At 66.6% G+C, this 24054-nt stretch carries 26 protein-coding genes and 2 tRNA genes; 15 read left to right on the top strand and 13 right to left on the bottom strand.

Annotated features, from left to right (window positions below):
- Positions 1 to 18: 18 nt before the first annotated feature.
- Positions 19 to 591 carry an alkyl hydroperoxide reductase subunit C gene (gene ahpC, locus QTI45_RS03040; protein ID WP_286367276.1) on the bottom strand — a complete coding sequence of 191 codons (573 nt, stop codon included), beginning with the start codon at positions 589 to 591 and terminating at the stop codon, positions 19 to 21.
- A gap of 215 nt (positions 592 to 806) precedes the next feature.
- Between ahpC and bfr the strand changes: the two genes are divergently transcribed.
- The 13 genes from bfr (at position 807) to hemP (ending at position 11937) form a co-directional block, all read left to right on the top strand.
- Positions 807 to 1283 carry a bacterioferritin gene (bfr, locus tag QTI45_RS03035; RefSeq protein WP_286653456.1) on the top strand — a complete coding sequence of 159 codons (477 nt, stop codon included), beginning with the start codon at positions 807 to 809 and terminating at the stop codon, positions 1281 to 1283.
- 197 nt (positions 1284 to 1480) lie between these two features.
- The gene (locus QTI45_RS03030) at positions 1481 to 2125 is read left to right on the top strand and encodes a PepSY-associated TM helix domain-containing protein (RefSeq protein WP_286653455.1); all 645 of its coding nucleotides are present in this window, start codon (positions 1481 to 1483) and stop codon (positions 2123 to 2125) included.
- Between the two features lie 19 nt (positions 2126 to 2144).
- Entirely contained in the window at positions 2145 to 2669 is a 525-nt protein-coding gene (locus QTI45_RS03025; RefSeq protein WP_286367273.1) for a DUF2271 domain-containing protein, read from the top strand.
- Between the two features lie 35 nt (positions 2670 to 2704).
- A complete protein-coding gene (locus QTI45_RS03020; RefSeq protein ID WP_286653454.1) occupies positions 2705 to 3508 on the top strand; it encodes a DUF4198 domain-containing protein in 804 nt (267 codons plus the stop codon).
- Positions 3509 to 3633: 125 nt separating this feature from the next.
- Positions 3634 to 4545, top strand: coding sequence for an FAD:protein FMN transferase (locus tag QTI45_RS03015; protein ID WP_353621282.1), 912 nt, complete (start codon positions 3634 to 3636; stop codon positions 4543 to 4545).
- Positions 4542 to 5906 (top strand): sulfite reductase subunit alpha, encoded by a 1365-nt coding sequence (locus QTI45_RS03010; RefSeq protein WP_286653453.1) that lies wholly within the window; start codon positions 4542 to 4544, stop codon positions 5904 to 5906. Before QTI45_RS03015 ends, QTI45_RS03010 begins: the two co-directional genes overlap by 4 nt.
- 219 nt (positions 5907 to 6125) lie before the next feature.
- Positions 6126 to 8519: a catecholate siderophore receptor Fiu gene (locus QTI45_RS03005; protein ID WP_286653452.1), complete on the top strand. Its 2394-nt coding sequence runs from the start codon at positions 6126 to 6128 to the stop codon at positions 8517 to 8519.
- 86 nt (positions 8520 to 8605) lie between these two features.
- Positions 8606 to 9286 carry a Fe2+-dependent dioxygenase gene (locus QTI45_RS03000; protein WP_286367269.1) on the top strand — a complete coding sequence of 227 codons (681 nt, stop codon included), beginning with the start codon at positions 8606 to 8608 and terminating at the stop codon, positions 9284 to 9286.
- A 116-nt stretch (positions 9287 to 9402) separates the two neighbouring features.
- The gene (locus tag QTI45_RS02995; protein WP_286367268.1) at positions 9403 to 9675 is read left to right on the top strand and encodes a (2Fe-2S)-binding protein; all 273 of its coding nucleotides are present in this window, start codon (positions 9403 to 9405) and stop codon (positions 9673 to 9675) included.
- A gap of 105 nt (positions 9676 to 9780) precedes the next feature.
- Positions 9781 to 10476 carry an energy transducer TonB gene (locus tag QTI45_RS02990; RefSeq protein WP_444813251.1) on the top strand — a complete coding sequence of 232 codons (696 nt, stop codon included), beginning with the start codon at positions 9781 to 9783 and terminating at the stop codon, positions 10474 to 10476.
- Between the two features lie 20 nt (positions 10477 to 10496).
- Entirely contained in the window at positions 10497 to 11210 is a 714-nt protein-coding gene (locus QTI45_RS02985; RefSeq protein WP_286367266.1) for a MotA/TolQ/ExbB proton channel family protein, read from the top strand.
- A gap of 5 nt (positions 11211 to 11215) precedes the next feature.
- Entirely contained in the window at positions 11216 to 11629 is a 414-nt protein-coding gene (locus QTI45_RS02980) for an ExbD/TolR family protein (protein ID WP_286367265.1), read from the top strand.
- A 95-nt stretch (positions 11630 to 11724) separates the two neighbouring features.
- On the top strand, positions 11725 to 11937 hold the full coding sequence (gene hemP / locus QTI45_RS02975) for a hemin uptake protein HemP (RefSeq protein ID WP_286653450.1): 213 nt from the start codon (positions 11725 to 11727) through the stop codon (positions 11935 to 11937).
- A gap of 175 nt (positions 11938 to 12112) precedes the next feature.
- Here the strand turns inward: hemP and QTI45_RS02970 are convergent, their stop codons facing one another.
- On the bottom strand, positions 12113 to 12520 hold the full coding sequence (locus QTI45_RS02970) for a GlcG/HbpS family heme-binding protein (protein WP_286653449.1): 408 nt from the start codon (positions 12518 to 12520) through the stop codon (positions 12113 to 12115).
- A 181-nt stretch (positions 12521 to 12701) separates the two neighbouring features.
- On the opposite strand from QTI45_RS02970, the gene QTI45_RS02965 reads away from it, so the two are divergent.
- Entirely contained in the window at positions 12702 to 13403 is a 702-nt protein-coding gene (locus QTI45_RS02965; protein WP_286653448.1) for a Bax inhibitor-1/YccA family protein, read from the top strand.
- Between the two features lie 45 nt (positions 13404 to 13448).
- Here the strand turns inward: QTI45_RS02965 and rlmD are convergent, their stop codons facing one another.
- The 5 genes from rlmD to surE are packed head-to-tail and all read right to left on the bottom strand — an operon-like array spanning position 13449 to position 18430.
- Entirely contained in the window at positions 13449 to 14882 is a 1434-nt protein-coding gene (gene rlmD / locus QTI45_RS02960) for a 23S rRNA (uracil(1939)-C(5))-methyltransferase RlmD (protein WP_286653447.1), read from the bottom strand.
- A 46-nt stretch (positions 14883 to 14928) separates the two neighbouring features.
- Positions 14929 to 15921, bottom strand: coding sequence for a sigma-70 family RNA polymerase sigma factor (locus QTI45_RS02955; RefSeq protein WP_286653446.1), 993 nt, complete (start codon positions 15919 to 15921; stop codon positions 14929 to 14931).
- A gap of 4 nt (positions 15922 to 15925) precedes the next feature.
- A complete protein-coding gene (locus QTI45_RS02950; protein WP_286653445.1) occupies positions 15926 to 16870 on the bottom strand; it encodes a peptidoglycan DD-metalloendopeptidase family protein in 945 nt (314 codons plus the stop codon).
- Positions 16871 to 16881: 11 nt separating this feature from the next.
- Positions 16882 to 17655: a protein-L-isoaspartate(D-aspartate) O-methyltransferase gene (locus QTI45_RS02945; protein WP_286653444.1), complete on the bottom strand. Its 774-nt coding sequence runs from the start codon at positions 17653 to 17655 to the stop codon at positions 16882 to 16884.
- 1 nt (position 17656) lies between these two features.
- Positions 17657 to 18430, bottom strand: a complete 774-nt coding sequence (surE, locus tag QTI45_RS02940; RefSeq protein ID WP_286367257.1) for a 5'/3'-nucleotidase SurE — start codon at positions 18428 to 18430, stop codon at positions 17657 to 17659.
- 130 nt (positions 18431 to 18560) lie between these two features.
- Here surE and QTI45_RS02935 point away from each other — a divergent pair, with 130 nt between their 5' ends.
- Positions 18561 to 19547 carry an NADPH:quinone oxidoreductase family protein gene (locus tag QTI45_RS02935; RefSeq protein ID WP_286367256.1) on the top strand — a complete coding sequence of 329 codons (987 nt, stop codon included), beginning with the start codon at positions 18561 to 18563 and terminating at the stop codon, positions 19545 to 19547.
- Between the two features lie 182 nt (positions 19548 to 19729).
- On the opposite strand, the gene QTI45_RS02930 is transcribed toward QTI45_RS02935, so the two are convergent.
- The 6 genes from QTI45_RS02930 to QTI45_RS02905 all read right to left on the bottom strand — a co-directional run bounded on the left by QTI45_RS02930 (position 19730) and on the right by QTI45_RS02905 (position 24054).
- The gene (locus QTI45_RS02930) at positions 19730 to 20068 is read right to left on the bottom strand and encodes an H-NS histone family protein (protein ID WP_286367255.1); all 339 of its coding nucleotides are present in this window, start codon (positions 20066 to 20068) and stop codon (positions 19730 to 19732) included.
- A gap of 216 nt (positions 20069 to 20284) precedes the next feature.
- Positions 20285 to 20360 (bottom strand) — tRNA-His (locus tag QTI45_RS02925).
- Positions 20361 to 20390: 30 nt separating this feature from the next.
- On the bottom strand, positions 20391 to 22304 hold the full coding sequence (locus tag QTI45_RS02920) for a SurA N-terminal domain-containing protein (protein ID WP_286653443.1): 1914 nt from the start codon (positions 22302 to 22304) through the stop codon (positions 20391 to 20393).
- A 74-nt stretch (positions 22305 to 22378) separates the two neighbouring features.
- A tRNA-Val gene (locus QTI45_RS02915) sits at positions 22379 to 22454 on the bottom strand.
- Positions 22455 to 22470: 16 nt separating this feature from the next.
- Positions 22471 to 22743: an HU family DNA-binding protein gene (locus tag QTI45_RS02910; RefSeq protein WP_007830705.1), complete on the bottom strand. Its 273-nt coding sequence runs from the start codon at positions 22741 to 22743 to the stop codon at positions 22471 to 22473.
- 225 nt (positions 22744 to 22968) lie between these two features.
- Positions 22969 to 24054 carry a tartrate dehydrogenase gene (locus QTI45_RS02905; protein ID WP_286653442.1) on the bottom strand — a complete coding sequence of 362 codons (1086 nt, stop codon included), beginning with the start codon at positions 24052 to 24054 and terminating at the stop codon, positions 22969 to 22971.

Genomic DNA, 24054 nt, shown 5'->3' with positions numbered 1-24054 from the left:
TGGGGCGAACGAAGCGACTTAGATCTTGCCGACCAGGTCGAACGAAGGCTTGAGCGTTTCCGCGCCTTCGGTCCACTTGGCGGGGCAGACTTCGCCCGGGTGCGCAGCGACGTACTGGGCAGCCTTCACGCGGCGCAGCAGTTCGGCGGCGTCACGGCCGATGCCGTTGTCGTGCACTTCGATGGTCTTGATCTTGCCTTCGGGGTCGATCACGAAGGTGCCGCGGTAGGCGAGACCGGCGTCTTCGCCTTCCTCGATCAGGACCTGGAAGGCGCGCGCCAGTTGCTGGCTCGGGTCGCCGATCAGCGGGTACTGCACCTTGCCGATGGTGTCCGAGGTGTCGTGCCAGGCCTTGTGGGTGAAGTGGGTGTCGGTCGAAACGCCGTACACCTCGACGCCGAGCTTCTGGAATTCAGCATAGTGGTCGGCCAGGTCGCCCAGTTCGGTCGGGCACACGAAGGTGAAATCGGCCGGGTAGAACACGACGACGGACCACTTGCCCTTGAAGTTCTCGTTGCTGACAGGCACGAACTTGCCATTGTGATAAGCCGTGGCCTTGAACGGGATGATTTCGGTATTGATCAGGGACATGTAGGTTTCCGGGGTGGTTGATGAAAAGTGCGAGGTATTAGTATAACTACCAATTGCTCACTTTTGATAGCAATCGACTATGGAATGTATTGGGCACCCCTATGAATGCGAACACCTATCAACCTCACACGCATGCAGACCGCTTGCTCATGGGTTTACTTGCGCCGCCCGGTGGCGGGCTCTCACAATCGACCTTTTAAGAACAAGGAAAAATCATGAAGGGCGACCCACAAGTCATCGACCATCTGCAGGCGCAGCTCAAGAACGAGCTGACCGCGATCAACCAGTACTTCCTCCACTACCGGATGCTCAAGCACTGGGGCCTCGACAAGCTGGCCAAGAAGGAATACGACGAATCGATCGGCGAGATGAAGCACGCCGACAAGATCATGGACCGCATCTTCATGCTCGACGGCCTGCCGAACCTGCAGGACCTCGCGAAGCTCCAGGTCGGCGAGGACGTGCCCGAGATCCTCGAATGCGACCTGCGCGCCGAGACCGGCGCCCAAGCCACGATCAAGGCCGGCATCGCCCACTGCGAAAGCGTGCGCGACTATGTCTCGCGCGACCTGCTGCAGGAGATCCTGGACGACACCGAGGAGCACATCGATTTCCTCGAGACCCAGATCGAACTGGTCGGCAAGGTCGGGCTGCAGAACTACCTGCAGTCGCAGATGGGTGAAGCCGAATAGGCGCGTCGCGTCGCCATGCCAGCGGGGCATTGCCCCGCTTTTTTTTGACTTTACGAAACTTCATCGCTATCGAAATGAGAGCAATCCCTCCAGCCTCGACAAGGGCTGGAGCGGCATCACCGCGGCGCGGACAGTTTGGGCGGAGGCCCTGCAAATAGAATTCATTCTCATCTGAGCGGCTAGAATCCTCCGCTCCGATGACCGCCGCCACCACCGACAACCGCCGCCGCGCCTACTGGCTCAAGACCCTGCACGAATGGCACTGGGTCAGTTCGGCGCTCTGCCTGATCGGACTGCTGCTGTTCGGCGTCACGGGCTTCACGCTCAATCACGCGGCCAGCATCGAGGCCAAGCCGAAGGTGACGAGCCGCACCGCCAGCGTCGACGATGCGCTGCGCGCCGCGCTGCAGAAGCAGGTCGCGGCCGCCAAGGCGCAGAAGGGCAAGGCCGAACTGCCCGCCGAGCTCCAGCAGTGGATCCGCAATCAGTGGGACATCGACACCGGCGGGCGTGAAGCCGAGTGGACGGACGACGAGATCTACCTCTCCCTCCCCCGCCCCGGCGGCGATGCCTGGCTGCGCCTCAGCCTGATCGACGGCGAGGCCGAGTACGAGCGTACCGACCGCGGCTGGCTCTCCTATTTCAATGACCTGCACAAGGGCCGCAACAGCGGTGCCGCCTGGAGCTGGTTCATCGACATCTTCGCGGCCGCCACGCTGGTGTTCTCGATCACCGGGCTTTTCATTCTCAAGATGCACGCCGGCAACCGGCCCTTCACCTGGCCGATGGTCGGCATGGGCCTGGTCATTCCGGTGCTGCTCGCGCTGCTGTTCATCCACTGATCCAGGAAAGAGGTTTTTCGTGCAAGTTCGCTACTCCCTCGCACTCGCCGCGCTGTTCGGCGCACCGGCTTTCGCCGCGGGGCTCACGGTCAACATCGAAGTGCCGCGACTCAACGTGTCCGAGTACCACCGCCCCTACGTGGCGGCCTGGATCGAGCGGCCCGATCAGTCGGTCGCCAGCACGCTGGCAGTCTGGTACGACGTCAAGAACAAGGGCGGCAACGCCGAAGGCGAAGGCACCAAGTGGCTGAAGGACATGCGCCAGTGGTGGCGGCGCACCGGCCGCGAGCTGGAGATGCCGGTCGACGGCGTGAGCAGCGCCACGCGGCCGGCCGGCAAGCATCAGATCGCGCTCTCCGAAGGTTCGGTGGCGCTGCCCAAGCTGGCCCCCGGCGCCTACAAGCTGTACGTCGAAGCGGCGCGCGAGGTCGGCGGCCGCGAGATCGTGAGCATCCCGTTCCAGTGGCCGCCGGCGAAGGCCGATCAGTCGAAGGTCGCGGGCAGCAGCGAGCTCGGCGAGGTCTCGCTCGAACTCAAGCCCTGAGCCTTTCTTCCTTTCCCCTCTACCGGAAATCCATCATGAAGCTCTCTCTTCGCACCCTCGCACTCGGTCTCGCCCTCAGCGCCGGCGCCGCCGCCGTCCAGGCCCACAACGCGTGGCTGATGCCCTCGAGCACGGTCCTCTCCAAGGCCGACTGGGTCACGGTCGATGCCGCGGTCTCGAACGACCTGTTCTTCTTCAATCACAACCCGCTGAACCTGGACAGCCTGGCCGTCACCGCACCCGACGGCAGCGCGATCAAGCCGGAGAACATGTTCAAGGGCAAGCTGCGCAGCGTGTTCGACCTGAACCTCACGCAGCCCGGCACCTACCGCGTCGCGCTGGTCAACGACGGCATCTTCGCGCGCTGGAAGGACAAGGCCACGGGCCAGACCAAGCGCGCCCGCGGCACCGCTGAGAGCCTGGCCGCCCAGATCCCGGCCGATGCGCTGGAAGTCGAGATCACGCAGTCGGCCGGCCGCAACGAGACCTTCATCACCGTCGGCAAGCCCAGCACGCTGCGGGCTACCGGCAAGGGCCTCGAACTGGTCACGGCCAACCCGACCGACCTGGTGAAGGGCGAGAAGACCAGCTTCACGCTGCAACTCGACGGCCAGCCCGCCAAGGATCTCGAGGTCACGGTCACGCTGGGCAACACGCGCTACCGCGACAAACTCGACGAACTCAAGCTCAAGACCGACGCCAAGGGCCAGTTCAGCGTGACCTGGCCGGTGGCCGGCATGTATTGGCTCGACGTCAGCACGACCGACCAGAAGACCTCGGTGCCGAAGGCCAAGGAACGCCGCCTGAGCTATGCCGCAACCCTGGAAGTGATGCCCTGAGTTCCACGCCCGAAACGTCCGCGCCTCGCCCTTCGTTCGCGACCTGGCGCGCGGGCGGCTACGCCAACACGCCGCGGCCGCGTCGCGCCGATCCGCCGACGCTGCAGTCCGTGGCGGGCCGCAGCATGGGCACGAGCTGGTCGCTGCGCTTCGACAACCCGCGCATGCTCGCCCTCGATGACGTGCGCGCGGGCGTCCAGGCCGCGCTCGACCGCGTGGTCGCGCAGATGAGCACCTGGGAACCGGACTCGGACATCAGCCGCTTCAACCGCTCGGAAGCCGGCAGCCGGCACCTGCTCGAGCCCGGCTTCGCCGAGGTGCTGGCCTGCGCGCTGCAATGGGCAGCCGCCAGCGGCGGAGCGATCGACCCGAGCATCGGGCCGCTGGTCGGCCTGTGGGGCTTCGGTGCCCACGCGGATGCATCGAACGCAGGGCCGCCCTCTTCCGCGGCGCTGGCCCAGGCACGCGCAAGGGTCGGCTGGCAGCGCCTGGCGCTCAACCCCGAGACCCGCACGGCCGTCCAGCCGGGCGCGGTCGAACTCGATCTCTCCGGCATCGCCAAGGGCTTCGCGGTCGACCAGGCCAGCGCTGCCTTGCGCGCGCTCGGACTGTCGGATTTCCTGGTCGAGGTCGGCGGCGAACTGCGCGCGGCCGGCCGCCGCCCCGGCGGCGATCCCTGGCGAGTGCAGGTGGCCGCGCCGGCCGGCGCGGCCAGCCATGTGGCACTCGCCGAACTCGCGATCGCGACCTCCGGCGACCGATGGCACGTGCGCGAGCATCAGGGCCGACGCTGGTCGCACACCCTCGATCCGCGCACCGGCGAGCCCGTGCGCCACGCGCTCGCATCGGTGACGGTGCTGCACCGCGAGTGCATGCAGGCCGATGCGCTCGCCACGGTGCTGACCGTGCTCGGGCCCGAGGACGGCCTGGCTTTCGCCGAGCGGCACGCGGTGCCCGCGCTCTTCGTTTGTCGTGACGACCGGGGCCCGCGCATCGTCACGAGCGCCGGCTGGCCGGACGCTTCCCTCGCCCCATGAACGAGACCGCGCTGCGGGCGCTGGCTGCGGGCCTGACGCTGCTCGCCTATGCCGCGTTGTGCGCAGCCATCTGGATGCGGCAGCGCCGTCGGCGCGAAGCCTTGACGCAACGGGGCGCGGCCCTGGCCGGCAACGACCCCCGCGCGGCGACGCTGGTGCTGTTCGCCAGCCAGACCGGCCAGGCGGAGGCGCTGGCCTGGCAAACCGGTCGCTGGCTGCACGATGCCGGCACGCCCGCGCGCGTGATGTCGCTCAACGAGGCGAACGCGGAACTCCTGCGCCAGGCGCCGCAGGCGCTGTTCATCGCCAGCACCTACGGCGAAGGCGATGCGCCCGACGGCGCCAGCGTGTTCGCCGAGCACATCATGGGCGCCAAGGCGGACCTGAGTTCGCTGCGCTATGCGGTGCTCGCGCTGGGCGACCGCCAGTACGCCAATTTCTGCCGCTTCGGGCGGCTGCTCGACGACTGGCTGCACGCGGCCGGCGCGACGCGCAGTTTCGAACGCATCGAAGTCGACAACGCCGAGCCCGCCGCGCTCGCCGCCTGGCAGTCGCAGTGGGGCGGCGCGCCGGCCGACGACGCAGCCGACACGGCCGAAGCCGCCGCCGCGCCGTGGCGCCTGGCCCGGCGCAGCCTGCTGAACGGCGGCAGCGCGGGTGCGCCGGTCTACCTGCTGGCCTTCGCGCCCGCGTCCGGCCCGGCGCCGCACTGGGAGTCCGGCGACATCGCCCAGCTGAGCCTCGCGAGCGATCCGGGCCGGCCGCGCGACTATTCGATCGCCTCCATTCCGACCGACGGCGAGCTGCACCTGCTGGTGCGGCAGGAGCGGCATCCGGACGGCAGCCTCGGCGCCGGTTCGGGCCTGCTGACCTCGTCCCTCGGGCTCGGCGACACGCTGCAACTGCGCCTGCGCCCGCACCGCAATTTCCGCCTCGGCGAGAACGCGCAGCGGCCGCTGCTCCTGATCGGCAACGGCACCGGGCTGGCCGGCCTGCGCGGCCACCTGCGCGCCCGCGCCGCGCTGGGCCGGCACGACAACTGGCTGGTCTTCGGCGAGCGCAACGAAGCCCACGACTACCTGTGCCGCGGCGAGCTCGAAGCCTGGCAGCGCACGGGCGTCCTGCAGCGTCTGGACATGGTCTTTTCGCGCGACCAGGCGGAACGGCGCTATGTCCAGCACCGGCTGCTGCAGCTTCACGAAGAGGTCCGGGACTGGATCGCGCGGGATGCGGCGATCTATGTCTGCGGCAGCCTGCAGGGCATGGCAGGCGGCGTCGATGCGGCGCTCCGGCAGATCGTCGGTGAAGCGGGCATGGGGGAGCTTTTGGCAAGCGGCAGATACCGCCGCGACGTTTATTGAGTGCAAAAGTTGCGCTCAAACAACGACAAGCCCCCCAATGTCTACGAAATGTCTCTCAATATGAATGCTGTGTTAACAAGCGTATTGAGATTTATTATCATTACCTGACTTCGCGCCTCCGCGAATCAGCTCACCCAGCCAATCCCGCCCTCGCCTCGCCGAGCCGCGCCGGGACCCGCCAGTCGAGCTCTCAGTTTCGTTTTCACCTGGGAATCCCTCATGGCCTACATCAAGAGCCGCAAGCACGCTGTCGCGCGCGCGCTGCCTCCGTTCGGCAGCGCGGCCGCTGCCGCCACGCTGATTGCACTGTCCCTGCCCGCCTCCGCGCAGACCACCTCGAACACCCTCAAGGAAGTCCGCGTCGAGGACACCACGGCGAACGACTTCAGGGTCGAGAACTCGGCCAACCCGAAGTTCACCGCACCGCTGGTGGACATTCCGCAGGTCATCCAGGTGATTCCCGAAGCCCTGATGCGCGAGCAAGGCGCCACCACGCTGACCGAGGCGCTGCGCAACACCCCGGGCGCGGGCGCCTTCTTCCTCGGCGAGAACGGCAACACCAACACCGGCGACTCGATCTTCATGCGCGGCTTCGATGCGTCGGGCAGCATCTTCGTCGACGGCGTGCGCGACCTCGGTTCCATTTCGCGCGACATGTTCAACATCGAGCAGGTCGAAGTGGTCAAGGGCCCGTCGGGCACCGATGTCGGCCGCACCTCGCCGACCGGCTACATCAACCTGATCAGCAAGAAGCCGAAGCTCGAGAACAGCTTCTCGGGTTCGCTCACCTACGGCAGCGCAGACTTCGGCCGCGGCACGCTCGACTGGAACCGCGTCATCGGCGCCGCCGACGGCTCGTCCACCGCCTTCCGCATCAATGCAGTCGCCGAAGACGGTGGTGTCGCCGGCCGCGACGAAGTGAAGAACAAGCGCTGGGGCTTCGCGCCCTCGATCGCCTTCGGCCTCAACACGCCGACGCGCGTGTTCCTCGACTACCTGCACGTGAAGCAGGACAACGTGCCCGACGGCGGCGTGCCGACCATCGGCCTGCCCGGCTACTCGACCCCGGACGCGCTGCTGATCAACTCGCCGATCCTGCGCCGGACCTTCCTCAACTTCGCGCAGCCCGTCGATTCGAAGAACTTCTACGGCACCACGTCCGACTTCAACGACGTGACGGCCGACATGTTCACCGCGCGCGTCGAGCACGACATCACGCCCGACATGACGCTGCGCAACGTCACGCGCTACGGCAAGACCCAGCAGGACTACATGCTGACCTCGTTCATGCTCGGCGGCCTCACGGCCACGCGCGTGGGCCAGACCAGTACCTACCGCGGCACGGTGCCCGCGCTCACGGCCGGCTTCATCAACACGCCGAACCCGAACAACCCGCTGACCTGGACCGTCACGCGCAACGGACCGACCAACAAGGATCAGGAAAACACCATCATCCTGAACCAGACCAGCCTGTCGTCCAAGTTCAACACCGGCGCCTTCAGCCACACCGCGAACTTCGGCCTCGAGCTGCTGCGCGAGGAACAGTCGCTCGGCAACTTCTACTCGCCGGGCTTTGCGTCGATCAACACGACCTTCGCGCCGGCCGGTTCCTGGCCGGTCGCCAACCTGTACAACCCGAATCCGAACGTGACCGGCTACAACCGGATCTCCAATGGCACGGGCTCGTTCGGGAAGACCGACACGGTCAGCCTGTACGCCTTCGACACGATGAAGATCAACGAGCAGTGGCAGCTCACCGGCGGCGTCCGCTACGACCACTACGACACCAGCTACTCGGCCACCGCGCTGACCCTGCCTTCGCGCGCCATCACCCCGACCGATCTGTCGACCTCGGGCGACCTCTGGAGCGGCAAGCTCGGCGTGGTCTACAAGCCGGCCGAGAACGGCAGCATCTACGCGGCCTGGGGCACCTCGTCCCAACCGCCGGGCGGCGCCAACTTCGCCCTGGCCGCCGCCGGCACTGGCAGCAGCGCCTCTCGCACCGACTTCGACCCGCAGGAAGCCACCACCTATGAGGTCGGCACCAAGTGGGACGTGCTGAACAAGAACCTGTCGCTGACCGCCGCGCTCTACCGCACCGAGGTCAAGAACGAAGTGGTGCAGGACCCGACCACGCTGCTGTACTACCAGACCGGCAAGAAGCGCGTGCAGGGTATCGAGCTCGGCGCCGCCGGCGCGATCACCGCCAACTGGGGCGTCAGCGCCGGCTTCACGACCATGGACACCTCGGTGCAGAGCGGCCCGGCCGTCACCGCCGACGGCAGCGACGTGCTGGCCTACACGCCCAAGAACGCCTTCACGCTGTGGACCAGCTACCAGCTGCCCTTCGGCCTGACCATCGGCGGCGGCGCACGCTACAACGGCAAGCTGCATCGCGGCACCGACGGCGCCATCGGCACCCCGGCCTACACCGACGCCTACTGGGTGTTCGACGCCATGGCCTCGTACCGCATCAACAAGAACGTCGAACTCCAGCTGAACGTCTACAACATCTTCGACGAGCAGTACGTGGCGGCGATCAACAAGAGCGGCTACCGCTACACGCCGGGCATTCCGCGTTCGGCCCGCGTCACGGCCAACTTCGCCTTCTGACCCTGGTCAACCCCGTCGCATCGAGGCGGTGCGACACTCGAGCCCCGGCCCCACGGCCGGGGCTTTTTCATTGAGGAATCCGCAAGATGATGCTGCATGTGCCCGATGTACTGAGCGCCGAGCAGGTGCGTGAAATGCGTGCCAGGCTGGAAGCCACCGACTGGGTCGACGGCCGCGCGACCGTGGGCGACCAGGGCGCCCGGGTCAAGCGCAACCGGCAGTTGCCGGAGCAGTCCCCGGTGGGACACGAGCTGGGCCGCACCATCCTGGCGGCACTGGCCCGGAATCCGCTGTTCTTCTCGGCCGCCCTGCCGCTGCGCTTCGTGCCGCCGCTGTTCAACCGCTACGAGGGCGGCGAGCACTACGGGCTGCATGTCGACGGCTCGGTGCGTTCGGTGCCGGGCACCGGCGAGCAACTGCGCACCGACCTGTCGTGCACCCTGTTCCTCTGCGATCCCGAAGAATACGAAGGCGGCGAACTCGAGGTGGTCGACACCTACGGGGCCCATGAAGTCAAGCTGCCGGCGGGGGACCTGATCCTTTACCCGTCGAGCAGCCTGCACCGGGTCCACCCGGTGACGCAAGGCGCCCGCGTGTGCTCCTTCTTCTGGCTGCAAAGCATGGTGCGCGACGATCGCCAGCGCGCGATGCTGTTCGAACTCGACCAGGTGATCCAGAAACTGCGTGGCCGGCTCGGCGAGTCCGAGGAATCGATCGCCCTCACCGGCCACTACCACAACCTGCTTCGCATGTGGTCTGAAGTCTAGGCGGAGATTTGCAGGGGCCCGACCCTGCGGATGCGATAGTTATTGCAAATGCGAAGAATTCGTATTTATAATCAAGCCTCCTACAAACAAGCCAGCTACAAGCCGCCTTCACCGCCATGATCGTCTGCGTCTGTCGCCGAATCTCCGACCGCGAAATCGCGCGCCATGCGCGCGCCGGCATGACCTTCGACGAAGTGCAGTTCGAACTCGGCGTCGCCACCCAATGCGGCCAGTGCGAAGGCTGCGCGCGCGATGTGGTCGCTCAATGCAGCGCCTCGCATCCGGTCGCGGCGCTTCACCGCGATACCGGCCCACAGGCGATCCAGCTTGCCAATTCCATCAAGGAAAGCAACGCATGGAACTCGTCTCGGCACTCGTCGGCAGCTTGATCCTGGTCGCCAGCTCGGTCTGGTGGATTCTTCGCAAGTAATCCTTTAGCGTAGCGGTTTTGCTGCACCGGGGCACCTTTCTGGGCGCCCGCATTCGAATGGTTGATCGTGTCTGACCGCTTTTCCCCGCCCCCATCGGCCCTTGGCCTGTCGCGCAACGCCGTCATCGCAGGCGGCGTGGTGCTGTTTCACGTCGCGGCTCTCTGGGCGCTGCAAAGCGGGCTGCTGCGCCGCGCCGCCGAGGTGGTGATCCCGGTCCAGATCCTCAGCGAGTTCATCGAGCCGCCGAAGCCCAAGGAACTGCCGCCGCCGCCTCCCCCGCCACCGCCGGAGCCCAAGCGCGTGGTGACCAAGACACCGCCGCCGCCGCGGCCCCAGGCGATCCGCGAGCTCAAGCCGACGCCGGCACCCAACGCGCCGACCGGCAGCATCGAGCCGCCCCCGCCGCCGGCACCGCCCGCGCCCCCCGCACCGCCGGAGCCGCCCGCGCCACCGCCCGCGCCGCCGGCGCCGCCCTCGGTCCAGCTGCCGTCGAGCAACGCCGACTACCTGCAGAACCCGAAGCCAGTCTATCCAGCCATGAGCAAGCGGCTCGGCGAGCAGGGCAAGACGATCGTGAGGGTGCTGATCGGCGTCGACGGACTGCCCAAGCAGGCCTCCATCCGCCAGTCGAGCGGCTACGAGCGGCTCGACGAGGCCGCCCGCACCGCCGTGATGGGCTGGCGCTACGTGCCGGGCAAACGAAATGGGGTCGTTGAACCGATGGAGTTCAACGTGCCGATCAACTGGGTTCTCAATTAATTTTTCTGGAGTAGTTTCGTATGGATTCCCACTTTGGCCTGATGAACGTCTGGCAGCAAGGCGACTTCGTCACCAAGGCTGTCGCGCTGCTGCTGATCGGCATGTCGCTCGCATCCTGGATCGTGATCCTCATCAAGGCGATCGACGTCATCAAGTACAAGCGCCTGGCGAAGCACTCGCAGGATTTCTGGCACAGCGAGGACTTCGCCACCGCGCTGGCCAAGCTCGGCAAGGACGACGGTAACCCGTTCCGCGCTCTCGCGCTCGAAGGCCGCGAGGCCGCTGCCCACCACCGCAACACCAAGGCCCACCTGCACGACGCGCTCGACGTCAGCGACTGGATCACCCGCGCGCTGCGCAACGGCATCGACGAATTCACCGCGCGCCTGCAGACCGGCCTGGCGATCCTCGCGTCGGTCGGCTCGACCGCGCCCTTCATCGGCCTGTTCGGCACCGTCTGGGGCATCTACCACGCGCTGATGAGCATCGGCTCGGCCGGACAGGCGACCATCGACAAGGTGGCCGGCCCGATCGGCGAGGCGCTGATCATGACCGCGCTGGGCCTGGCGGTCGCCATTCCCGCGGTGCTGGGCTACAACGCGCTGGTGCGCGGCAACAAGTTCGTGCTGACCAAGCTCAACAGCTTCGCGCACGACCTGCACGCCTACTTCGTGACCGGCGCCCGGGTCCAGAGCGGCGTTGAAGCCACCGTCGTTCCGCTCAAGAAGGTCTGACCGTCATGGCATTCGGTACTCAGGACGAACCCGACGAGGTCATGAACGAGATCAACATGACGCCGCTGGTCGACGTCATGCTGGTGCTCCTGATCATCTTCATCATCACCGTGCCGGTGATGAAGCACGCGGTCAACATCGACCTGCCCCGCGCCAGCAGCGAGCCGGAACAGACCAAGCCGCAAAACATCCTGTTCACGGTGGCGGCCGACGGCAGCTACTACTGGAACGAGCAGAAGATCGAGGACACCGAACTGGTCGGGCGGCTGGCCGCCGAGGCAGCCAAGGAACCGCAGCCCGAGCTGCACATCCGCGGCGACAAGGCGGTGCGCTACGAGCGCGTGGCCAAGGCGATGTCGGCGGCGCGGGAAGCCGGCGTGCGCAAGATCGGCTTCGTGACCGAACCCGACGCGAAGTAGGCAGCGCACGCAAGTCAAAAAAATCGATCGCGGCGATTGACTTTCAATTGAGAATGGTTATCATTAACCTACCGCTTCGACACAGGAGTCATCGAATGTCCGCAACGCCCAACGCCTTCACCGTGCTGAACCACCCCTCGCTGGATCATTCAGGCGGGGGCCGCGCTGCGGCCGAATCGGCCCGCCCTGCTCCGCTGGTCGAAAGCGCGGAGCTTCTCCAGGGCGGCAAGACCGTCGGCATCCTGCACAACGGCTCGCTGTATCGCCTGCAAGCCACCAAACTCGGCAAGCTGATCCTGACCAAATAGGGATCGCTTCGCCCCTCGCGCAAGTTTCATCGTGGGGCGACTCGAGGAGATTCATCTCCAAAGGGTCGTTTTTTGCTAGCCAACGGTTCGCCGACTAGCCAAGCTTTTTTTCACGCTGAGCTACAAACAAGAACGCCGTCCCGAAGGACGGCGTTTTGCTTTGTGCGGCTGCGCCTCAGAGTCCCAGCGCGGCGATGCCGGCCTTGGCGATCTGGGCATCTTCGTTCGACTTCACGCCACTGACGCCAACGGCGCCGATCACCTGGCCATCCTTGACGATCGGCACGCCGCCTTCGAGCAGGCCCTGGACGCCAGGCGCGGTCAGGAACGAGGTCCGGCCGCCGTTGATCATGTCCTCGTAGGTCTTGCTTTCGCGGCGGCCCATGGCGGCCGTGTGGGCCTTGGCAGGCGCGATGTGGGCCGACAACGCAGCGGCGCCGTCCAGGCGCTGCAGCCACAGCAGGTTGCCGCCGTCGTCGGCGATGGCGATCGTCACCGCCCAGTTGTTCTTGAGAGCCTCGGCTTCGGCTGCAGCGGCGACGGCCTTGACGTCCGCGAGTTCGAGAAAGGATTTGGTCTTCATGGTCTTCCAGGAAAGTTGAGCAACCCTGAAGCATAGCGTTCAGGATGGCGATGGCCGCGCACCCGCCATCGCAGCCGCGCATTAGGAACGTTCCATGACGGGGTTTTTGTGCGGGGCCGGCCTTGCAGCCCCCTAGAATGCGCCCACCTGCAGCGTTGCAGGCAACCCAGGAGCTTCAGCAATGAACGACCGCGTCAACACCCTCGACACATCCGTCGGCTACGGCCAGACGTTGCCGCAGGCCGAGCGCCAGCGCGTGCTGCGCAACACCTACTGGCTGCTGGCCCTGAGCCTGCTTCCCACCGTGCTGGGCGCCTGGCTGGGCGTGGCCACCGGCATCACCCGCTCGCTGACCGGCGGCCTCGGCCTGATCGTCTTCCTCGGCGGCGCCTTCGGCTTCATGTTCGCCATCGAGAAGACCAAGAACTCCGCCGCCGGCGTGCCGGTGCTGCTGGGCTTCACTTTCTTCATGGGCCTGATGCTGTCGCGCCTCATCGCGATGGTGCTGGGCTTAAAGAACGGCTCCGAACTCATCATGACGGCCTTCGGCGGCACCGCCGGCGTGTTCTTCGTGATGGCCTCGCTTGCCACCGTGATCAAGCGCGACCTGTCGGGCATGGGCAAATGGCTGTTCGTCGGCGCGATGGTGTTGATGGTCGGCGCCATCATCAATGTCTTCGTCGGCTCGAGCGCCGGCATGATGGCCATCTCGGTGGCCGCCATCGGCATCTTCTCGGCCTTCATGCTGTACGACCTGAAGCAGATCATGGACGGCGGCGAGACCAACTACATCAGCGCCACTCTGGCCCTGTACCTGGACCTGTTCAACGTGTTCCAGAGCCTGCTGGCGCTGTTGGGCATCTTCGGCGGCGAACGCGACTGAGCGGCTCGCCATTCCAATCGCAAAGGGCCCCGAGGGGCCCTTTCTTCATGCGCGCTCGAAGACCGCGATCGACTCGACGTGCGCCGTGTGCGGGAACATGTTGACCACGCCCGCATGGGTGCACCGGTAGCCGGCCTGGTGCACCAGCAGCCCGGCGTCGCGCGCCAGCGTCGAGGGGTTGCAGCTGACGTAGACGATGCGCCGCGGCGGTGCCCAGCCACCGTCGTGCAGCTCGACCTGCTGGTGCAGGTCGGCCAGCGCCTTGGCGAGCGCGAAGGCGCCCTCGCGCGGCGGGTCCACCAGCCATTTGTCGGCAGCACCGTCGGCCACCAGCATCGCCGGCGTCATCTCGAACAGGTTGCGGGCCACGAAGGTCGTCGGCGCGAGCGCGCGACGGCCCGGCACCGCGGCACGGTTGCGCTCGAAGTTGGCGGTGGCGCGCCCCACCAGGGTGTCGCTGCCCTCGATGCCCAGCACCTCGCGGGCACGGCTCGCCAGCGGCAGCGTGAAATTGCCGAGGCCGCAGAACCAGTCGATCACGCGCTCGTCCTCGCGGACGTCCAGCAGCCGCAGTGCGCGCCCGACCAGCACGCGATTGATGTGCGGGTTGACCTGCGTGAAATCGGTCGGCTTGAACGGCATCGTGACGCCGAACTCGGGCAGGCCGTAGGCCAGCGCCGGCCCGCCCTCCTCGAGCAGCTTGACGGTCTCGGGGCCCTTGGCCTGCAACCACCACTGGACGCCCTCGTTGCGCGCGGCGAAGGCCTTCAGGCGCGCCACGTCGGCATCGGACAGCGGCTCGAGATGACGCAGCACCAGCGCGATGACACCGAGCCCGGTGGTGCCCGGCGCGTCGCCGCAGGCCAGCTCGATCTGCGGGCAGGTCTCGCGCGCATCCATCGAGCCGATCAGCTCGCGCAGCGGCATCAGCATCGCACTGACCTGCGCCGGCAGCACGGGGCAGACCTTCATGTCGGCCAGGTAGCGACTCTTGCGCTCGTGGAAGCCGATCAGCACGGTGCCCTTCTTGACCACGTGGCGCACCGACAGGCGGGCCCGGTAGCGGTAGTGCCAGGCCGGGCCTTCGAGCGGCCGCAGCACGTTCTCGGGCCGCACCTTGCCGAGATGCCACAGGTTGTCCTCGAGGGAACGCTGCTTGACCGCGACCTGCGCCGCCGCATCGAGGTGCTGCATCTTGCAGCCGCCGCAGGCGCCCGCATGCAGGCCGAAATGAGGGCAGCCCGGGCGCACGCGCTGCGAAGACTCGCGGTTGATCGCGGTCACCGTGCCCTGCTCCCAGTTGTTCTTCTTGCGATGCACGTTGAAGCGCACTTCCTCGAAGGGCAAGGCGCCCTCGATGAACACCACCATGCCGTCGGCCTTGTGCGCCACGCCCTGGGCGTCGAGATCGAGCGATTCGACCTGCAGCCATTCATCGTGCGCGGGGGGCGCCATCTTCTTGTCTGTCGATTCCGTCATCCCCGGATTGTCTCAGGGTGGCGGGGGCGGTCCGACGATGCGCCCACTACAGCAACGCGTCGCGCTGCACGCCGGCCCGCGCCAGCTGCCGGCGCATCTTGGCCAGTGCCTCGTTCTGGATCTGGCGCACGCGCTCGCGCGTCAGGCCGAGGCGCACGCTCAGCACCTCGAGCGTCTCCGGATCGCGGTCGTGCAGCCCGAAGCGCCCTTCGAGCACCTCGCGCTCGCGCTCGCTGAGCGCCAGTATCCAGCGATCGAGAAGCTTCTCGACTTCATGCGTCTGCGTGACGCCGGTGGGGTCGGCGCCCTCATCGTCCGATGCGACGGTATCGGCCAGCGTGAAGCTGTCGTCACCGCGCTCGCCGCCAGCATCGAGCGAACGGGGGGCCTCGGCGAGTGCCAGCAGTTCGGCGACTTCCTGCACCTCGCGGCCGAGCAGCCCCGCCACATCCTCGACCCGCACGCCATCGGGCCGCCGGGCCAGGAACTCGGCATCGCCCTCGAGCGTGCGGCGGGCGCGCATCACCTGATGCAGTTCGCGCACCACGTGCACCGGCAGGCGGATGGCCCGCGCCTGCATCATCGCCGCGCGCTCGATCGATTGCCGGATCCACCAGGTCGCATAAGTGGAGAAGCGGAAGCCCCGCTCGGGCTCGAACTTGTTGATCGCGTGCATCAGTCCGAGATTGCCCTCCTCGATCAGGTCGGCCATCGGCACGCCGCGGCCCAGGTAGCTCTTGGCGATGTTCACGACCAGCCGGAGGTTGTGCTCGATCATCGACTGCCGGGCCGCGAAATCGCCGCTGCGCGCAGCGCAGGCGGTGCGGTACTCCTCGTCGGGCGTGAACAGCTCCGTGCGGCGGATTTCGCGCAGGTAGAGGGTCAGCGAGTCGCCGCCGCCCAGTTCGGCCGGCAGCGCCTCGCCGGCCCTGTCGTCGGCGTCCGGCTCGGCGCTGCGCGCCAGCGATGGAATCGGGATGCCGCCGTTGCCCGCCGCTCGCCGCACGTCCGCGATGCGATGAGGGCGAGGAGCGGCCATGGCACTAGCGCACCGGCAGGTAGCGGGCCGGATCGACCGGCTTGCCCTGGCGGCGGATTTCGAAGTGCAGCTTGACGCGGTCGGCGTCGCTGTTGCCCATCTCGGCGATCTTCTGGCCCTTCTGCACCGACTGGTCTTCCTTCACGAGCAGGGTGCGGTTGTGCGCATAGGCCGTGAGGTAGGTGTTGTTGTGCTTCAGGATGATCAGGTTGCCGTAGCCGCGCAAGCCTGCTCCGGCGTAGACCACACGGCCGTCCGCCGCGGCCAGCACCGAATCGCCGGCCTTGCCGCCGATGTCGAGGCCCTTGTTCTTGGACTCGTCGAAGCCCGCGATCAAGGTGCCTTGTGCCGGCCAGATCCAGCCCACGTCCTCGTCGCCCGACGCGGCCGCGGGCGGGGTCGGCGAGGCGGTGACCGGCGCCGGCGGCTTGGCGGTGGCGGTGCTTGCGGCCGGCGCGGCTGCGGTCGCCGCGGCTGCCGCCGCTGCTGCGGAAGCGGCGGTCGCGGGCGCGACGATCGGCTGGGTCACGGGCTTGGTGGTCGCGGCGGAGGCATCGCCAGCCGGCGCCGATGCACTGGCGCCGGTCGGAGGGACGACCCGCAGCACCTGGCCGACCTCGATCAGGTCGGGATTGTCGAGGTTGTTCCAGCGGGCGATGTTCTGCCAGGTCTGGCCCGTCTCGAGCGCGATGCGGCGGATGGTGTCACCGGGGCGCACGGCGTAGTAGCCGGGCTTGCCGTAGTTCTCGATGCCGGGCAGCGGCTTGCCCGATGCATCGGTGGTGATCATCGGACCGCCCGGGGCGCCAGTGGTCGCGCCCGGAGCCTGCGTCATGGTGCCGCGGTCTTCGACCGGTACCGGACCGCGCGGTGCGCCACACCCCGCAATCACGAGCGCACCCACCAGCGTCATGCCGGCTAGCCAGCTCCGATTGCCAATACCCTGCATTGTTCTTCCCTTCAAGCAATTCCCGATTTTAGGGGGACAAAGTGGACCGCCTCAAGAATGCGGCGCTCGATCCCCCGCGCTGTCTTGTCGATGACGACCAGCGCCTGTCCGCCGCTCGCCGACTGGGTCGGCGCGACGATCCGGCCGCCGACTGCCAACTGCGTGACCCAGGCTTCGGGCACCGCCTCGCCGCCGGCCGCGGCGATGATGCCCGCATAGGGCGCGCCCTTCGGATAGCCGACCATGCCGTCGCCCAGCATCAGGTGCACCGTGGCCAGGCGGAAGGAACGCAAATTGACGCGCGCCCTCTCGTGCAGGCCGCGCAGCCTCTCGATGCTGTAGACCTCGCTCGCGACATGGCTCAGCACGGCCGCCTGGTAGCCGCATCCGGTGCCGATCTCGAGCACGCGTCCGAGGCGATCGCCAGGCTTGCCGGCCAGCGCGGGAGCGCCGAGCAGCAGCTCGATCATTCGCGCGACCACATTCGGCTTCGAGATCGTCTGGCCCAGTCCGATCGGCAGGCTGGTGTCCTCGTAGGCCTGGTTGACCAGCGCACTGTCGACGAACAGATGACGCTCCACGGTGCCCATGGCACGCAGCACTCGGCTGTCCGCGATGCCCTGGGCTGCCAGGCGCTGCACCATGCGCGCCCGCACCGCGTCGGACGCCATCGAGGGGGTTGCCGGAACCAGCGGCTTGACCGGCACGGCCGGCAGGCGGCCGCGCGTTGCCGCCGAAGCCGTGGGGGTCAGGCGCACCGGAAATCCGGGCCGTTGGCTGGCCAAGTCAGCTCCCGGACGCGCTGCTCGCGACACGCACCATGGTGTCGCGCCAGTGGCCGAGGTTCGCGTGGTCGGTGAGGTCGATCTGCAGCGGAGTCAAGGCCACATGGCCCTCGGCGGTCGCATGGAAATCGGTTCCTTCGCCGCTGTCCTTCGCCCCTCCGGCGCCGGCGATCCAGTACATGGTCTCGCCGCGCGGACTGTCCTGGGTGATGACCTTCTCGGCCGCGTGGCGCCGCCCCAGGCGGCAGACCTTGACCGGCTTGAGCTCATCGAAGGGAAGGTTCGGCACGTTGACGTTCAGCAGGAAGGCATTGCCGCCGATCAGGCGTTCACGCTCGATCTGCTGGACCAGCCGCCGCGCGACTTGCGCCGCCGCATCGACATGGGCCCAGCCCTTCTCTATCTGGGAGAAGGCGATGGCGGGAATGCCGAACAGGTAGGCTTCCATGGCCGCGCCGACAGTGCCCGAATAGATCGTGTCGTCGCCCATGTTGGCGCCATTGTTGATGCCCGACACCACCAGATCGGGCCGATAGTCGAGCAGTCCCTTGAGGGCGATGTGCACGCAGTCGGCCGGCGTCCCCGTGACGTAGCGAAAGCCGTTGTGCGCCTTGTGCACGTAGAGCGGCGCGGCCAGTGTCAGGGCGTTGGATTTCGCGCTGTTGTTGTGCTCGGGGGCGACGACCTCGACCTCGGCGATGTCCTTCAGCGCGTCGTGCAGGGCGACGAGGCCGGGCGCCTGGAAACCGTCGTCGTTCGAAATGAGTATCTTCATGGCGTCAGTTCAGTGGCGACGATTGTAGGCGGGGCGTGCGTCACGGCTGGGACATGCACCCCTCGTGCCGCCCGCCTATCATGGCCCGGATTTTTCATTGCCCCAAGACTCATTCACAGGAGACACGAGCATGCACGCATGGCTCTGCGAGAACCCCGTCGGCGTCGAGGCGCTGACCTGGAAAGAACTGCCGACCCCCACCCCGGGCCCCGGTCAGGTGCTGATCGAGATCAAGGCCGCGAGCCTGAATTTCCCGGACCTGCTGATCGTGCAGAACAAATACCAGATCAAGCCACCGCTGCCCTTTGTCCCCGGATCCGAATATGCCGGCGTGGTCGCCGCCGTGGGCGAAGGCGTCACGCACCTGAAGGTCGGGCAGAACGTCGCCTGCCTTTCGGGCACCGGCGGCTTCGGCACCCACACGCTGGCGCCGGCGGCATTGTGCATGCCATTGCCGGAGGGCTTCGGGTTTGTCGATGCGGCGGCTTTCATCATGATCTATGCGACCTCGTGGCACGCATTGATGGACCGCGCTCAATTGAAGGCCGGTGAAACGGTCCTCGTGCTGGGCGCGGCCGGCGGCGTCGGCACCGCGGCCATCCAGATCGCGAAAGCCGCCGGGGCCCGGGTCATTGCTGCGGCATCGACCGACGAGAAATGCGAACTCTGCAAGTCCATTGGCGCCGATGCGACGATCAACTACACCACCCATGCACTGCCCAATGGTTTTCGCGATGCGGTCAAGGCAGCGACCGACGGCAAGGGCCCGGATGTCATTTACGACCCGGTGGGCGGGGATTTCGCCGAACCGGCATTTCGCTCCATCGGTTGGCGCGGCCGCTATCTGGTCGTCGGTTTCGCCGCCGGCCCGATTCCGTCGCTGCCGCTGAATTTGACGCTGCTCAAGGGCGCCTCGCTGGTCGGTGTGTTCTGGGGCGATTTCGCCAGGCGCGAACCCAAGGCCAATGCACAAATGATGGCCGAATTGGCCAAGTGGTACGGCCAGGGCAAGATCAAGCCGGTGATCGACCAGACCCTTCCGATGTCGGAACTGCGCGCCGCCTATGCCCACATGGGGTCCCGGGGCGTCAAGGGGAAGCTGGTTCTGGTGAACTAGGCTCGCCCCCAGGTTGCCCGGCACTTCGTGTCCGGGCGCCCACCCCCTGCCGGGGGCAACACCAGCGGCCCGGCGGAGCCGGTTCCGCGGTGTTTCACCAACGGGCCGGGCTTGCGCCGGCCTCGGGAAGACAAAAGCCCCGCATTGCGGGGCTTTTTGCTGGCTTGGCGGGACTGACCGGATTACTTGATCTCGAAATCGGACAGGGCCTTGCCGGCGGCCAGTGCTTCGGTGATCCAGCGCGGCTTGCGGCCACGGCCGCCGGACCAGGTTTCGCCGGTGGGGCTGCGGTATTTGGCTGCACTCTTGGGCGCCGCGACAGCCACGCTGCGCTTGGCACCACGCACGCTGAGCTTCAGATCGGTGGCGGTCAGGCCATATTCGGCGATCTTTTTGCGCACCTCTTCGATGATGCCCGCCCGTTCCTGATTCCGCAGGTCCTCGGCTTGCTTTCGCAATTGCGCGATCTGCTCGTCGTGTTTCTTGATCTGCGAATTGATGTCGGCAAGGGTTGAAGCCATCTGTGCTTATCCTCTTATTGGAAAGCCGAAATTCTAATTCAAATCACAATTGCCGCAAGCCAGCATCCACAAAAAGCACCCGGCATTCTCCCGGTGGCGCCGCTTCAAAGGACTCGCTAGAAGGAGGAAGTGGGCGAACGCCTGATTGCGGCGCTGCACCGCGGCCCCAAAAAGCAAAACAGGCACCGAGGTGCCTGTTTGCTGACGTTCAATGTTTGGGGTGGCTGATGGGACTCGAACCCACGACGACCAGAATCACAATCTGGGACTCTACCAGCTGAGCTACAGCCACCGTCAAGCCATCGATTGTAGCGTGAAAAAACTAGCGTCCGGCGCCCAGAATCGATTCTGCGGGCCTCGGAACCAGAATTTCGGCCTTGAAGCGGTTCTTCAGCAGGTTGTAGTAAGCGGCCGTCTCGGCTGCGCCGACGGCCTGCGCGAGTTGTTCGTTCTCCTGCTTGGCCATCTCGGGCGCCGGCGGCGTACGCGGCACGCTCTTCAACACGCGCACGACGGCGTAGCCCTGGGCGCCGAGGTCGGCGCCGACCAAGGTCGGCAGCTTGCCGGCATCTGCGCGCAGCGCGCCCTCGATCACCGCCTGCGGCTGCGATTGGGTCTCGAGCCGCGACACGGTGACGGGAGCACCGAAGCTGGCGCCGGCCGGATCGGTCTTCCAGGCCGCCAGCTTCGCCTCGCCTTCGGCGCGCGCCAGCGCCGCGGCGCGTTCGGCGACCAATTGCGTGCGGACCTTGTCCTTGACCTCGTCGAAAGGCAGGGCGCGCGCCGGCGCGTACTGCACCACGCGGCCCGAGGCCAGCTGGTTGGGACCGATCTCGATCGCCTCGGTGTTGTGCTTGCGCTCGAGCGTGTCGGGCGCGAACAGCGCGTTGAGGAAGTTGCGGCTGGCCAGCGCACCCGTTGCACCGGGCACGGGCGTGCGGGCGACATTGCCCGCGGTCTGGATCGTCAGCTTGAGCTTGTCGGCCGCCGGCTGCAGGCTGTCGGGCTGCTGGTAGACGATGTCGGTGAAGGCCTCGGCCGCCTTGGCGAACTCCTGCGTCGCCTGCTGGTTGCGGACTTCGCTCTCGATCGTGGCGCGCACCTTGTCGAACGGCGGCACGACGGCCGGCTTGATGTCGCTGACCAGAATGATGTGATAGCCGAACTCGGTCTCGACCACGCCGCTGATCTCGCCCTTCTTGAGCGCGAACATCGCATCCTCGAAGGGCTTGACCATCGCGCCGCGCGTGACGAAGTCGAGGTCGCCGCCCTTTTCTGCCGAGCCGGGGTCCTGCGAATTCTTGCGCGCCAGATCGGCGAAGCTGCCGGGATTCTTGCGGACCTCGGCCAGCAATTGATCGATCTTCTTGCGCGCCTGCTCGCGCTCGGCGGCCGGCGCAGATTGCGGCGCCGCGATCAGGATATGGCTCGCGCGCCGCTCTTCCTTGGTGCCGAAGCGGGCTGCGTTCTGGTCGTAGTAGCTGCGCAGGTCGGCCTCGCTGACCGCGATGTTCTTCTTCGCGGCCTCGAGATCCAGCACCAGGTATTCGACCTTGGCCTGCTCGGGCTGCTGGAACTGCGCCGTGTGCGCCTTGTAGAAGGCCTCGAGGTCGGCATCAGAGACCGTGACCTTGGATGCGAAATCGGCGGGCTTGAAAAGCGCGACCTGGATCTCGCGACGGTCGTAGAAGGCATTGAGCGTCGCCGCGGCCTGCGCCGGCGTCGCGAAGGCGGTGCCCGACACGCCGAGCGACACCTGCTGCGTCGCGAGATCGGCGCGCACGCCGGCTTCGTACTGCTCCGGCGTGCGGCCGGTTGCGCGCATGAAGGCCTCGCGGTCGAACTTGCCATCGGCGGTGCGGAAGCTGGCCAGGCCTGGATCGGCCGCGAACAGCCGCGCCAGCCGCTCCTCGGACACCGACATGTTCGACTTGGAAGCTGCCGCTGCGAGCACGCGCTCGCGCACCATGCGCTCGAGCGTCGCATAGCGTGCCGCATCCGAGTCGAGCAGCGAGGCATCGATGTTGGGTGCCTGCTGGCGGATCCGGTCGACCTCGTTGCGATGCTGAGCATCCCAGTCGGGCCGCGTGATGTCGACGCCGTCGACGCGCGCGACCTTCTCGCCCTGGCCGCCGCCTTGGTACCGATCGACGCCGAACAGCACGAACGAGGGAATGATCAGCAAGAACAAGAACACCATGATGATCTTGTTGTACTTGCGGAAGGAATCAAACATGCTTGAGCACTTTCCAGGACGAATATTGACGCAGCAAGAAAAAAGGCGAACGATCCGTTCGCCTTTGCATCGGGTGGTGGGTGCTGAGGGGCTCGAACCCCCGACCTACGCCGTGTAAGAGCGCCGCTCTACCAACTGAGCTAAGCACCCCACCTTGAACAATGTCTCAGTTCAGCGCGTCTTTGAGCGCCTTGCCGGGACGGAACTTGGGAATCTTGGCGGCCTTGATTTTAATCGCGTCGCCGGTCCGGGGATTGCGGCCGGTCCGGGCAGCGCGCTTGCCGACTGCGAAAGTGCCGAAACCGACGAGCGACACGGAGCCGCCCTTCTTGAGCGTGGTACGAATGGCGCCGATGGTGGATTCGAGTGCCCGCGTGGCTGCGGCTTTGGAGATGTCGGCGTTCTTTGCGATGTGCTCAATCAGTTCGGTTTTGTTCACAAGGGCCCCTTGCAGAAAATTGTTGATCAGGGTCGTCAGAAGCGGCACCAGCCCCGTGACGACGCCACGGGGGTGGGTGTACCGAAGAAGGGTGGCAGCTCTGACGCGCCGGCAGCGCGCTGCCGACAAGGATTACAACCACTGGTCCCGGGGGTGTCAATACGACGCTGCCCCCTGAAACACAGCGAGGAGCGCGATTTTAGTGGCGTTTTGACGAACTGCTTTTCAAAGCACCTGGGCAATGGCTTTGCCCAGATCCGCCGTCCCCGCGGTTCCGCCGATGTCCGGCGTGCGCGGCGCGCCGCTGCCGGGCGCCAGCACCTTCTCGATCGCCGCCAGGATGGCGTCGTGCGCCGCCTTGTGGCCGAGGAATTCGAGCATCATCGCGCCGCACCAGATCTGGCCGATCGGGTTCGCGATGCCCTTGCCGGCGATGTCCGGCGCCGAACCGTGCACCGGCTCGAACAGCGACGGCGTCGTGCGCTCGGGGTTCAGGTTGGCGCTCGGCGCGATGCCGATGGTGCCGGTGCAGGCCGGCCCGAGGTCGGAGAGGATGTCGCCGAACAGGTTGCTCGCCACGACGACGTCGAAGAAGTCGGGCCGCTGCACGAAGTGCGCGGTCAGGATGTCGATGTGGAACTTGTCCAGCGTGACGCCCGGATAGCTCTTGGCCATCGCCGCCACGCGCTCGTCCCAGTAGGGCATGGTGATCGAGATGCCGTTCGACTTGGTGGCGCTCGTGAGATGCTTCTTGGGCCGCGACTGGGCGAGTTCGAAGGCGAACTTGAGCACCCGGTCGACGCCGATGCGCGACATCACGGTTTCCTGGATCACGATCTCGCGCGGCGTGCCTTCGTACATGCGCCCGCCGATGCTCGAATACTCGCCCTCGGTGTTCTCGCGCACGATGTACATGTCGATCTCGCCGGGTTCGCGCGGCTTGCCGTCGCGCCGCACCACCGGCGCCACGATGCCGGGCATCAGGCGCGCCGGCCTGAGGTTGATGTATTGGTCGAACTCGCGCCTGAACAGCAGCAGCGAACCCCACAGCGAGACGTGGTCGGCGATCTTCTCGGGCCAGCCGACGGCGCCGAAGTAGATCGCGTCATGGCCGCCGATCCGATCCTTCCAGTCGTCGGGCAGCATCTTGCCGTGCTTCTCGAAGTAGTCCCAGCTCGAGAAATCGAAGTGGTCGAACTTCAGGTCGATACCGAATTTGCGGCTCGCGGCGTCGAGCACGCGCAAGCCCTCGGGCATGGTTTCCTTGCCGATGCCGTCGCCGGCGATGACTGCGATGCGTTGGGTGCTCAT

Origin of the sequence: Variovorax saccharolyticus, from assembly GCF_030316765.1 — a bacterium.
In the GTDB taxonomy this organism is placed as follows: Bacteria; Pseudomonadota; Gammaproteobacteria; order Burkholderiales; family Burkholderiaceae_C; genus Variovorax; species Variovorax saccharolyticus.
Note: the sequence above shows the minus strand (reverse complement) of the source record. Positions and strands in the feature narration are given on the sequence as shown.

Bases quoted from the DNA above. Each gene is read 5' to 3' on its own strand.
- ahpC (WP_286367276.1), bottom strand. From the start codon at position 591: ATGTCCCTGATCAATACCGAAATCATCCCGTTCAAGGCCACGGCTTAT.
- bfr (WP_286653456.1), top strand. From the start codon at position 807: ATGAAGGGCGACCCACAAGTCATCGACCATCTGCAGGCGCAGCTCAAG.
- QTI45_RS03030 (WP_286653455.1), top strand. From the start codon at position 1,481: ATGACCGCCGCCACCACCGACAACCGCCGCCGCGCCTACTGGCTCAAG.
- QTI45_RS03020 (WP_286653454.1), top strand. From the start codon at position 2,705: ATGAAGCTCTCTCTTCGCACCCTCGCACTCGGTCTCGCCCTCAGCGCC.
- QTI45_RS03015 (WP_353621282.1), top strand. From the start codon at position 3,634: ATGGGCACGAGCTGGTCGCTGCGCTTCGACAACCCGCGCATGCTCGCC.
- QTI45_RS03010 (WP_286653453.1), top strand. From the start codon at position 4,542: ATGAACGAGACCGCGCTGCGGGCGCTGGCTGCGGGCCTGACGCTGCTC.
- QTI45_RS03005 (WP_286653452.1), top strand. From the start codon at position 6,126: ATGGCCTACATCAAGAGCCGCAAGCACGCTGTCGCGCGCGCGCTGCCT.
- QTI45_RS03000 (WP_286367269.1), top strand. From the start codon at position 8,606: ATGATGCTGCATGTGCCCGATGTACTGAGCGCCGAGCAGGTGCGTGAA.
- QTI45_RS02995 (WP_286367268.1), top strand. From the start codon at position 9,403: ATGATCGTCTGCGTCTGTCGCCGAATCTCCGACCGCGAAATCGCGCGC.
- QTI45_RS02985 (WP_286367266.1), top strand. From the start codon at position 10,497: ATGGATTCCCACTTTGGCCTGATGAACGTCTGGCAGCAAGGCGACTTC.
- QTI45_RS02980 (WP_286367265.1), top strand. From the start codon at position 11,216: ATGGCATTCGGTACTCAGGACGAACCCGACGAGGTCATGAACGAGATC.
- hemP (WP_286653450.1), top strand. From the start codon at position 11,725: ATGTCCGCAACGCCCAACGCCTTCACCGTGCTGAACCACCCCTCGCTG.
- QTI45_RS02970 (WP_286653449.1), bottom strand. From the start codon at position 12,520: ATGAAGACCAAATCCTTTCTCGAACTCGCGGACGTCAAGGCCGTCGCC.
- QTI45_RS02965 (WP_286653448.1), top strand. From the start codon at position 12,702: ATGAACGACCGCGTCAACACCCTCGACACATCCGTCGGCTACGGCCAG.
- rlmD (WP_286653447.1), bottom strand. From the start codon at position 14,882: ATGACGGAATCGACAGACAAGAAGATGGCGCCCCCCGCGCACGATGAA.
- QTI45_RS02955 (WP_286653446.1), bottom strand. From the start codon at position 15,921: ATGGCCGCTCCTCGCCCTCATCGCATCGCGGACGTGCGGCGAGCGGCG.
- QTI45_RS02950 (WP_286653445.1), bottom strand. From the start codon at position 16,870: ATGCAGGGTATTGGCAATCGGAGCTGGCTAGCCGGCATGACGCTGGTG.
- surE (WP_286367257.1), bottom strand. From the start codon at position 18,430: ATGAAGATACTCATTTCGAACGACGACGGTTTCCAGGCGCCCGGCCTC.
- QTI45_RS02935 (WP_286367256.1), top strand. From the start codon at position 18,561: ATGCACGCATGGCTCTGCGAGAACCCCGTCGGCGTCGAGGCGCTGACC.
- QTI45_RS02930 (WP_286367255.1), bottom strand. From the start codon at position 20,068: ATGGCTTCAACCCTTGCCGACATCAATTCGCAGATCAAGAAACACGAC.
- QTI45_RS02920 (WP_286653443.1), bottom strand. From the start codon at position 22,304: ATGTTTGATTCCTTCCGCAAGTACAACAAGATCATCATGGTGTTCTTG.
- QTI45_RS02905 (WP_286653442.1), bottom strand. From the start codon at position 24,054: ATGAGCACCCAACGCATCGCAGTCATCGCCGGCGACGGCATCGGCAAG.